The following is a 10,387-nucleotide window of genomic DNA, read 5'->3' as shown; positions in this document are numbered from 1 at the left end:
AAAAAATAGTCGAATTCAAATTTTAAATAAAAATGAAAACAATAGCAAAAAGAAATATGATGTGTTGTAAGATGATGCAAATGTGCATCCCAATTTGCTGTTGCCAAAAGTGAAAGAGACAATCTTTGTTATAGTTAAACTATAAGCCCTTTTGGTCGCCATCCGAAAGGGCTTTTTTATTTCCAACATTTTAAATTTTAAATCATGAATACACTAGATATAAATACAATCGCATTTCAATACTTATTAAGAAATAATAATTCGGAAGAGACATCGACTGAAACGCTAAAATATGATCCTGCGCAGCAGACAAAAACACAAAAATCATTACTATTTCATTTATATGATCTTGAAGAAGAAGCTGAAGATATTTTAGCTTAAATCAATTTTAAAAATCAATATCAATTACAATATAAAACGTATTAACAATACCTAAAAACTTAAAAATCATGAGCACACAAAAATTTGCAACAAACGCATTACACGCAGGACACGACGTAACTAAAAACGCAGGAACAAGAGCCGTGCCTATTTATCAGACATCATCATATGTATTTAATAACGCCGATCATGCAGCCAATTTATTTGGTCTTGCCGAAGCTGGATTTATCTACACGAGATTAAATAACCCAACAAATGACATTTTAGAACAGCGTTTGGCAGCACTCGAAGGAGGAATTGGAGCTGTAGTAACTGCTTCTGGAGCATCTGCAATTTCAACAACTTTATTGACTTTGCTAAAAGCGGGAGATCATATTGTTGCGTCAAATAGTTTATACGGAGGAACTTATAATCTTCTAAAAGTTACCTTGCCAAGATTAGGAATTACTACCACATTTGTAGATCCTTCAAAACCTGAAAACTTCACCAAAGCAGCAAAAGAAAATACAAGAGCTTTCTTTGTTGAGTCTCTAGGAAATCCAAAACTAGATGTATTAGACTTAAAAGCAATTTCGGCAGAAGCCAAAGCATTCAAAGTACCATTTATAGTAGACAATACAGTTGCGACACCTTATTTATTAAACCCAATTAAATATGGTGCCGATATTGTAATTCACTCCTTAACTAAATATATCGCAGGAAACGGAACTTCATTAGGAGGCGTTATAATTGATGCTGGAAACTTTGATTGGGCAAACGGAAAATTCCCGGAATTTACCGAGCCATCTGCAGGATACCACGGATTAGTATATCATGAAGCCTTAGGAAATGCAGCTTTTATAGCAAAAGCTCGAATTGAAGGACTACGTGATTTTGGTTCTGCTTTGAGTCCATTTAATGCTTTTCAGATTATTCAGGGACTAGAAACACTTCCAATCCGAATCAAGAAACATAGTGAAAATGCTTTGGCTCTAGCTGAATGGTTAGAAAAACAAGATGAGGTGGTTTGGGTAAATTATCCAGGTTTAAAATCGAATAAATATAATGCTTTGGCTAAAGAATATCTTCCTGAAGGGCAAAGCGGCATTATCACTTTTGGATTAAAAGGAGGTTTTGATGCAGCTAAGAAAGTGGTAGACGATACAAAATTGTTCTCTTTGCTGGCCAATATCGGTGACACAAAATCATTGATTATTCACCCAGCAAGTACTACACACCAGCAATTAACAGAAGCGGAACAAATAGAAACTGGAGTTTCTAAAGATTTGATTCGTCTGTCTGTGGGAATTGAAGATATTGAAGATTTAATTGCTGATTTGCAAACTGTTTTTGAGAACGTTTCGCTTTCTCAATTCAGCATCAATAAAAATTAGGTTTTTTTGTTTTTTGTTTGAAAAATTGCCTTTAGCGAGTGGTTTTGCTAAAGGTAATTTTTTATGAAAAACATCATTATAAAATTTAAACCATATAAGAAATATAAGTGCATTTTAGAAGAAGCGTAATGTAAAGACGCACCACAGTGCATCTAGCTTTGTGCTGCAAAAAATATTAAATGAACTTACATCACTTATATGGTTTTAAAATATTAAAAATGTTAGAAATTATGTCAAAGCTTAAAATAAACATTATCCTTTTCGGAATTGGAAATATCGGAAGTACTTTGATTAATCAAATTGTTGAAAGTCAGGAGTTTTTTCTGGAAAGTAAAAATGTCGATTTTCATTTTCCAATAATAACCAATTCGACGGTTGCCTTTTTTGAGAAAGAAGGTGTTGGCTATGCTTGGGAAACCAATTTTAGACAATTGGCAGTTCCTTTTAAAGTAGAAGATATAGTCGAATTTGCACAAGAAAATGAATTCGAAAACTTGATTGCCGTAGACGCAACAGCCAGCGATGAATTGGTGAAGCATTACAATACGTTAATCAAAAACGGATTTAATATTGTGGCGGTAAACAAAAAAGCCAATACGCTTCCAATTGATTTATATAAAGAACTACGAGCAGATCTTAAAAAGTATGACAAGGAGTTTTTGTATGAAACGTCGGTTGAAACTGGAATTCCTGTTTTGCAAACCTTAAGAGATTTGTATTATTCGGGCGAAAAAATCACTAAGATTCGAGGTGTTTTCTCGGATAATCTGAGTTATGTCTTTAATCGATTTTCATCAGAAGATGTTTCGTTTTCGTCTGTTTTAAAAGATGCGAGCCTTTTAGGTTTAATGAAATCTAATTTTAAAGAAGATCTGTCTGGAAACGATTCTGCAAGGAAACTTTTGATATTGGCCAGAGAAATAGGAAAAGATTTTGAGTTTTCAGATATTAAAATCAAGCCCTTCATAACCGAAGACCATTTAGAAAAAAATGGAGTGCTAAACAAAGATGCTGTCGATAAATCTTTTAAAATCGCAAAAATTACTCAAGCAGAAAATCATGTATTGAGATATGTGGGAGAGTTTGATGTAGAAAAAGGCACTTTAGAAGTCAAATTAATTTCGGAACCAATAAATTCCCCAATCGGACAATTAAAAGGTTCTGATACCATTTTTGAAATTTTCACTAAATCTTATGCCGATATTCCAATCGTAATTCAGAGCGCTCCACCTTGCAAACAAGCAATTTCTAGAGGAATTATAACCGATATTCTGAAAATTGCGGAGCGAATTAGGAGTAAAGAAGCCGTTTGGCTGTAATTTTTTAGTTAAAAAAAATATAAAAGAGAAAAAAGTTCTTTGATAAATTGATTTGTCAAATGGAATTATGAAGGAAAATTGGCTTATTTTGTAAGTTTTTTACTTGTGTTATTTCGTTTTCGTTTTTGTAAGATGTTTTTTAACGTTAAAAAACACATTTTCAACGGATTTTGTAATTAAATTCTTGAATTTTATTTGTGTAATAAGAAAAATATTTGCATATTTGTTATACCCAAAAACTACTAGAAATCAAATGAACTTAAAAGTCAACAAAATGTTTTGTGCCATCTCGGTTAAGACCGAGGCGGGGGTGTCTATTGCTAAAAAATTGTAAGAATACAATAATAATATAGTAAAAGCCTCCTAAGAAATATTTTAGGAGGCTTTTTAATTTACAACAAATGCAGAATTTAAATAAAATACAATATAAATCACAGATGAATAAATCCTTACAGATGAACACTAAGATGTTTGCTGTCGCGCTTATTTGCGTGAACGTCTGTTGATACTAAAAGTATAAATGAGTTTAAAAACTTAAACCCTTTTGGTATCTAAAAATCCAAAAGGGTTTTTTTATTCTAGAAAATGACTTAACAAAAAGATAAACGAGAAATAAAGATTATAAAACACAACTTAACTAAAACTTAATATCATGAGCAAATTGAACTACTTCGCAGAAAAAATTTCTAAATTGAAAAACAGAAGGACAAAAAATAATAATCCGCCGCCAACAAACGAATTGGCTCACCCAAGATTCGGAATCACAGAGGAAGATAAAAGCGCTGAGAAAAAAGTGCCAAACTCTTTATTGTTTTTGATGTATTCAAAAGAAAATGAAACGCTTTTTATCTAAACGAAAAAGCATCATAAATTTAGGGTAAAACCTGCTTAATTTTACTGGGCATTTTTGTTCGGTAAATTTTTGCGTATAATAGTTTTTGCTAAAGTAAGTCTCAGAAATTTAACAAACACTTTTAGATAAAATTTGTTTGTTTGAGAAATTAGTAGTTAATTTGCACCGTTAAGTTCAAACACGTATTGAAATGTTATAAAGAAAGGACGAGGGATTAGACCCGATGAAGCCTTAGCAACCCTTCGGTAAAACGAAGAAGGTGCTACATTCTACCACGCCAAACGTGGAAAGATAACAACAAGATTTTTTCTAGTTAAACCTAGTTTTTCTTTCTAATATTTCCATATACAAATCAATAATACAACAGATTTGAAATTGGAAAATATACCAAATCCCATTATAATTCAAGATTTCATCACAGAAAGTGGTGCAACTTATCATTCTATACCATTAAGTTTTACGCTGGCAGGACAACCTTTGCACAGCGCGCCTATTGTTTTGGTTAACCATGCTTTAACTGGAAATTCGCAAGTTACTGGCGAAAACGGCTGGTGGAATGACTTGATTGGTGAAGGCAAAACCATTGATACTGCTGTTTATACCATTTTAGCTTTCGATATTCCAGGAAACGGAAGCAATTCCTTTTTAATTGACAACTATTTAGATTTTACAGCTAGAGACATCGCAAGAATCTTTATTGAAGGCGTAAAAACTTTAAATATCGAAAAGCTTTTTGCGGTTATTGGAGGTTCTGTTGGCGGCGGAATTGCTTGGGAAATTTTAGCATTAGCGCCAAATATCACAGAAAATCTTATTCCGATTGCGAGCGACTGGAAATCGACTGATTGGCTTATCGCTAATTGTTTCCTGCAAGAACAAATTCTAAACAATTCTTCAAGACCAATCGAAGATGCAAGAATACATGCCATGCTTTGTTATCGTTCGCCAGAATCTTTTAAAGAAAAATTTCAGCGCACGATCAACCAAGATCTTTTGATTTTTAATATCGAAAGCTGGTTGGCACATCACGGAAAAAAATTGCAGAAAAGATTTCAATTGTCTTCTTATAAATTAATGAATCAGTTGCTTAAAACAATTGATATTACTAGAAATAGTGAAAGTTTTGAAAACTTAATGTCTAAAACAAAAGCTTCAATTCATATCGTCGGAATCAATTCAGATTTATTTTTTACAGCAAAAGAAAATGTAGAAACCTACGAAGAATTGAAGAAGTTTAAAGACAATGTTTTCTATAGCGAAATTGATTCGGTTCACGGACATGACGCTTTTTTAATCGAGTACAAACAATTAGATCATTTACTTGCCGATATTTTTAAGGCAGAAACAATAAAGAAATAAAATGAAAGTATTAAAATTTGGAGGTAAATCGTTAGCAAACGGAGAAGGACTTAACAAAGTTGTTTCAATCATTTCAGATAAAGTAAATCAAGGCGAAAAGATTGCCGTTGTAGTTTCTGCACGTGGAAATGCTACTGACGAATTAGAATTTATTTTAAGCATTGCTGCTAAAAACGGCAGTTATAAAGAATTATTAGAAAATTTCAAAAAATACCAGATTTCAGATTATCCGCAGGTAGATTTATCTGAAGAATTTAATGTTTTAGACAAACTTTTTGAAGGAGTAAGTTTAATTGGAGATTATAGCAAAAAAATCAAAGATCAGATTTTATCTAAAGGTGAATTGCTTTCGGCTAAATTATTGACGGCTATTTTATTGGAAAAAGGAATTCCTGCCAATTTTGTAGATACGAGAGATTTACTGAAAACAGATTCAAAATTTGGCGATGCACAGCCTTTGGAACAGCTTTCAAAGAAAAACGTAGTAAATTATTTTAAAGAACATAACGGCGAAACGGTTAATATAGTTACAGGCTTCATTGGCTCAAACAACAACAACGACACAACTACTTTAGGTAGAAATGGCAGTAACTATACCGCTTCGTTAATCGCAAATTATTTAAACGCGGAAGAATTACAAAACTTCACGCACGTTGACGGAATTTATACGGCAAATCCAGATTTAGTTGCCGATGCTAAGAAAATCGAATATTTATCGTTTAACGAAGCAAACGAATTGGCAAATTTTGGAGCAACAATTCTTCATGCCAAAACGATTATTCCTTTATTAGAAAAAAACATTCCGTTACGAATTTTAAATACTTTCAACCACGAAAACCGCGGAACTTTAATTACTTCAGATTCTTCTAAAGAAGGAATTAAGACGCTTTCTGTTTTAGAAAATGTATCATTAGTAAATCTTGAAGGACGTGGATTGCTTGGAAAAGCAGGAGTTGATGCCCGAATTTTTAAAGTAATGGGTGATCATAATATCAGCGTGAGTATCATTTCACAAGGTTCGTCAGAAAGAGGAATCGGACTTGTGGTAGCAACTGAAAAAGCAACTCTTGCAATGGTTGAATTAGAAAAAGAGTTTGAAAATGACTTTTATTCTAAAGACGTAAATCAGATTACAGTAACTGACAATGTATCGGTAATTTCGATTATCGGACAAGATTTGAGTACTTTCCATAAACCATATACGGCTTTAATTAAAAATAAAATTGTTCCAATTTTGTTCAATAACACCGTAACAGGTAAAAACGTGAGTTTGGTTGTTAAAAAAGAAGAACTAAACAAAGCGCTTAATGTAATTCACGGAGAAATTTTTGGAGTTTCTAAAAAGATCAACATTGCAATTTTCGGTCACGGATTAGTTGGAGGAACTTTAATCAATCAGATTTTAGAATCGGCTGCGGCAATTGAAAAACGTAAAGATATTAAGTTGAATGTGTTTGCAATTGCAAATTCTAAAAAACTGCTTTTAAACAAATACGGTGTTACTAGCAATTGGAAAAACGATATTGCAGCTAAAGGCGAGGCTTACACCATAAAAGATATTATTGCTTATGCGAATGAGCATCACTTAGAGAACTTAATTGCAATTGACAATACAGCTAGTGCAAGTTTCGTTGAAAATTATATTCCACTTGTAGAAAGCAGTTTCGATTTAATTTCTTCAAATAAAGTGGCTAATACTTTGAGTTATGGTTTCTATAAAGAATTGCGAAAAGCATTGGCAGAAAACCAAAAGAATTATTTATATGAAACGAATGTTGGTGCAGGTTTGCCATTAATTGATACAATCAAATTGTTACACCTTTCGGGAGAAAATATCACTAAAATTAAAGGAGTTTTCTCTGGAACATTGAGTTATTTATTCAATAATTTCTCTGCAAAAGATGCGCCTTTCAGCGAAATCTTGCAGGAAGCAATTGATAACGGATATACAGAACCAGATCCGCGTGAGGATTTATGCGGAAATGATGTTGGTAGAAAATTATTAATTTTAGCTAGAGAATTAGATTTGCAAAATGAGTTTGAAGAAATCTCAATTCAGAATTTAATTCCAGAACACTTACGTGAAGGAAGTGCTGCCGATTTCTTGACGAAATTAAAAGAATTCGATCCAATTTATGCTAAAATAAAAGCAGAGCAACAGCCAAATCACGTTTTAAGATATATTGGTGAATTGTCTGGAGATTTGCAGAATGATAAAGGAAATTTAGAAGTAAAATTAGTTTCAGTGCCAAAAGATACTGCATTAGGCGGATTAAAAGGTTCTGATTCTTTCTTCGAAATTTATACAGAATCTTACGGAGATCGTCCAATCGTTATTCAGGGAGCTGGTGCAGGTTCTGCGGTAACAGCAAGAGGCGTTTTCGGAGATATTTTGAGATTGTCTGATAAAGGATAAGAGCTATTTTAGATTGCAGATTTTAGATTTAAGATCTGCAAGCCTAGTTTGTCATTTCGAGGAACGAGAAATCACACTCGGAACTCGACAAAGATTGGCGATATTCTTTGCGGAATTTCTAGTGCGATTTCTCCTTTGAGTCGAAATGACAAAATTGAATAGAATAAAAAACAAAAAAATAACAACACAATGAAAGTAACTTTAAACAGAGTAAATGACGCATTTCATTTTAAAGTAAAAAATGAACGCGGACACGTAGTTGACGTTGATAGCAGAGCCGAATTTGGCGGAAGCGATTTAGGTGCAAGTCCAATGGAATTAGTATTAATGGGAGTTGCGGGATGCAGTGCTATTGATATGATTTCGATCTTAAAAAAACAACGTCAGGAAATCACTTCTTTTAATGCTGAGGTTGAAGGAACACGAGTTCAAATCGAAGAGGCAAAACCTTTTAAAGAAATCGATGTGGTTTTTTATTTAGAAGGAGAAATCAACCCTGATAAAGCAAAAAAAGCAGCACAGCTTTCTTTTGAGAAATACTGTTCGGTAGCCAAAACAGTTGAGCCAACAGCGACAATTAAATACAAAGTTGTATTGAACAACGAAGCTTTATAAATTAGATAATTAGTCAATTAGATAATTTGAAAATACTCAGATTAAGCATAAATAATTGACTTGTTTTTGGTTTAGATTTCAGTTTTAAAAAGTGAAACCTGAAACTTGAAACAAAAAAACAAAAAAACAAAACACAATGAATACAGAAGAATTTGGTTTTGAAACACAAGCCATTAGAACACAATTAGAAAGATCTCAATATTTAGAACATTCGGTGCCTTTGTACCTTTCATCAAGCTTCGTTTTTGAAGATGCTGAAGATATGAGAGCTTCTTTTACAGAAGAAAAAGAAAGAAATATTTACAGCCGTTTCAGTAATCCAAACACATCAGAGTTTGTAGATAAAATCTGCAAAATGGAAGGTGCCGATTCAGGTTATGCTTTCGCAACAGGAATGGCAGCAGTATATTCTACTTTTGCAGCATTATTAAATTCTGGAGATCATATTGTTTCTGCAAGCAGTGTTTTCGGTTCGACTCACGCGTTGTTTATGACTTATTTTCCAAAATGGAATATCGAAACTTCTTATTTCGAAATTAATAAGCCAGAAACAATCGAAAGTTTCATTAAGCCAAACACCAAAATATTATACGCCGAATCTCCAACAAACCCTGGAGTTGATGTAATTGACTTAGAATTGTTAGGAAATATTGCTAAAAAGCACAACTTGATTTTAATAATCGACAACTGTTTTGCAACGCCTTATTTACAGCAACCAATTAAATTTGGGGCACATTTGGTTATCCATTCAGCTACAAAATTAATTGACGGACAAGGTCGTGTTTTAGGTGGAGTAACAGTTGGAGATGCAGAATTAATCAGACAGATTTATTTGTTTTCAAGAAATACAGGTCCAGCTTTATCACCGTTTAATGCTTGGGTTCTTTCAAAAAGTTTAGAAACATTGGCTGTTCGTGTAGATAGACATTGTGAAAATGCTTTAAAAGTGGCTGAATTTTTAGAAAGCCATCCAAATGTAAATAGCGTAAAATACCCGTTCTTGAAATCGCATCCACAGTACGAAATTGCTAAAAAACAGATGAAAGCTGGTGGAAATATTATTGCATTTGAAATTAAAGGCGGAATAGAAGCAGGAAGAAAATTCTTGAATTCAATTCAACTTTGTTCATTATCTGCAAATATTGGAGATACAAGAACAATTGTTACGCATCCAGCTTCTACAACACACAGCAAATTATCTGAAGAAGATCAATTAGCGGTTGGAATCACACAAGGTCTTGTTCGTGTTTCTGTTGGTTTAGAAACTGTTGAAGATGTAATTGCAGATTTAAAACAAGCGTTGGCTTAAACATAAAATATAATACTTTTGAAGGGCTATTTTTTTGAAATAGCCCTTTCTTTGTTATTGAAAGAACCACTTTTCTTAATTAGTTTTACAACATATGAAAAAACCAAGATTGCTTTTGCTGTCAGATTTGTTTGGTGGCAATCCTGAATGGATTCAGAATTATATCGAAATTTTAGAACCCAAATTTGATGTTCAATATTATGATGTTTTAAAATTAGCTCAGATTGATTCTTCAAGTGAGGAAAAGGAAATCCATAATCAATTTTTGAATGGCGGAATTGAAAAAGCAGTAAATAGTTTATTAGATTTTGAAAAAGAAGAAGTGGCTGTTTTAGGTTTTAGCATTGGGGGAACAATTGCATGGAAAGCTTCTCTAAAAGGATTAAAGGCGACACAATTAGTTGCTGTCTCTTCGACAAGATTGCGTTTTGAAAATGAAGTTCCCAATTGTAAAATCAAACTTTATTTTGGAGAGAAGGATTCAAATATCCCAAAATATGAATGGTTTTCAGAGCTCGGAATTTCAAATTTAATTTTTGAAAATCAGGATCATCTTTTGTATCAAGAAAAAGAAAATGCTTTTCTTATTTGTAGTAATTTTTTGTAATTAATTCTGTAAAAGATATATTTTTGTGAACCTAGAATGTTAAATAATTAAAGCGAAAAATGGCTAACTCTACATATGTGCTGGAAAAGAAATTGTTAACTTCTGATCGTGATCGTTTCTTTAATGGTATTATTGATTTTGTTTTTATTTCAGTA

General features: G+C 32.7%; 9 protein-coding genes and 1 riboswitch. All 9 genes read left to right on the top strand.

The annotated features are described in order from the left end of the window. Positions 1–204: 204 nt before the first annotated feature. The 9 genes from B3J44_RS20345 (at position 205) to B3J44_RS20305 (ending at position 10,232) form a co-directional block, all read left to right on the top strand. Positions 205–381: a hypothetical protein gene (locus B3J44_RS20345; RefSeq protein ID WP_177211093.1), complete on the top strand. Its 177-nt coding sequence runs from the start codon at positions 205–207 to the stop codon at positions 379–381. Positions 382–449: 68 nt separating this feature from the next. Beyond that, on the top strand, positions 450–1,754 hold the full coding sequence (locus B3J44_RS20340) for an O-acetylhomoserine aminocarboxypropyltransferase/cysteine synthase family protein (RefSeq protein WP_286971117.1): 1,305 nt from the start codon (positions 450–452) through the stop codon (positions 1,752–1,754). A 230-nt stretch (positions 1,755–1,984) separates the two neighbouring features. Next, positions 1,985–3,073, top strand: a complete 1,089-nt coding sequence (locus tag B3J44_RS20335) for an aspartate kinase (protein WP_286971116.1) — start codon at positions 1,985–1,987, stop codon at positions 3,071–3,073. Positions 3,074–3,725: 652 nt separating this feature from the next. Continuing rightward, on the top strand, positions 3,726–3,926 hold the full coding sequence (locus tag B3J44_RS20330) for a hypothetical protein (protein ID WP_286971114.1): 201 nt from the start codon (positions 3,726–3,728) through the stop codon (positions 3,924–3,926). 190 nt (positions 3,927–4,116) lie between these two features. Further along, a riboswitch (SAM riboswitch) is annotated at positions 4,117–4,224 on the top strand. 77 nt (positions 4,225–4,301) lie between these two features. After that, positions 4,302–5,285 (top strand): alpha/beta fold hydrolase, encoded by a 984-nt coding sequence (locus B3J44_RS20325; protein ID WP_286971113.1) that lies wholly within the window; start codon positions 4,302–4,304, stop codon positions 5,283–5,285. A gap of 1 nt (position 5,286) precedes the next feature. Continuing rightward, entirely contained in the window at positions 5,287–7,701 is a 2,415-nt protein-coding gene (thrA, locus tag B3J44_RS20320; RefSeq protein ID WP_286971112.1) for a bifunctional aspartate kinase/homoserine dehydrogenase I, read from the top strand. A 189-nt stretch (positions 7,702–7,890) separates the two neighbouring features. Beyond that, entirely contained in the window at positions 7,891–8,316 is a 426-nt protein-coding gene (locus tag B3J44_RS20315) for an OsmC family protein (RefSeq protein ID WP_035645609.1), read from the top strand. Positions 8,317–8,452: 136 nt separating this feature from the next. Continuing rightward, on the top strand, positions 8,453–9,625 hold the full coding sequence (locus tag B3J44_RS20310; RefSeq protein ID WP_198854634.1) for a trans-sulfuration enzyme family protein: 1,173 nt from the start codon (positions 8,453–8,455) through the stop codon (positions 9,623–9,625). A 94-nt stretch (positions 9,626–9,719) separates the two neighbouring features. Further along, positions 9,720–10,232 carry an alpha/beta hydrolase gene (locus B3J44_RS20305; protein WP_286971111.1) on the top strand — a complete coding sequence of 171 codons (513 nt, stop codon included), beginning with the start codon at positions 9,720–9,722 and terminating at the stop codon, positions 10,230–10,232. Positions 10,233–10,387 lie beyond the last annotated feature (155 nt).

The organism is Flavobacterium sp. UBA4854 (genome assembly GCF_002399805.1).
In the GTDB taxonomy this organism is placed as follows: Bacteria; Bacteroidota; Bacteroidia; order Flavobacteriales; family Flavobacteriaceae; genus Flavobacterium; species Flavobacterium ginsengisoli.
The sequence above is the reverse complement of the archived record's forward strand: the minus strand, read 5'-3'. Positions and strand labels throughout refer to the sequence as shown.

Excerpts from the sequence above, each read along its gene's own strand:
- B3J44_RS20345 (WP_177211093.1), top strand. The coding sequence starts at position 205 with ATGAATACACTAGATATAAATACAATCGCATTTCAATACTTATTAAGA.
- B3J44_RS20340 (WP_286971117.1), top strand. The coding sequence starts at position 450 with ATGAGCACACAAAAATTTGCAACAAACGCATTACACGCAGGACACGAC.
- B3J44_RS20335 (WP_286971116.1), top strand. The coding sequence starts at position 1,985 with ATGTCAAAGCTTAAAATAAACATTATCCTTTTCGGAATTGGAAATATC.
- B3J44_RS20330 (WP_286971114.1), top strand. The coding sequence starts at position 3,726 with ATGAGCAAATTGAACTACTTCGCAGAAAAAATTTCTAAATTGAAAAAC.
- thrA (WP_286971112.1), top strand. The coding sequence starts at position 5,287 with ATGAAAGTATTAAAATTTGGAGGTAAATCGTTAGCAAACGGAGAAGGA.
- B3J44_RS20315 (WP_035645609.1), top strand. The coding sequence starts at position 7,891 with ATGAAAGTAACTTTAAACAGAGTAAATGACGCATTTCATTTTAAAGTA.
- B3J44_RS20310 (WP_198854634.1), top strand. The coding sequence starts at position 8,453 with ATGAATACAGAAGAATTTGGTTTTGAAACACAAGCCATTAGAACACAA.
- B3J44_RS20305 (WP_286971111.1), top strand. The coding sequence starts at position 9,720 with ATGAAAAAACCAAGATTGCTTTTGCTGTCAGATTTGTTTGGTGGCAAT.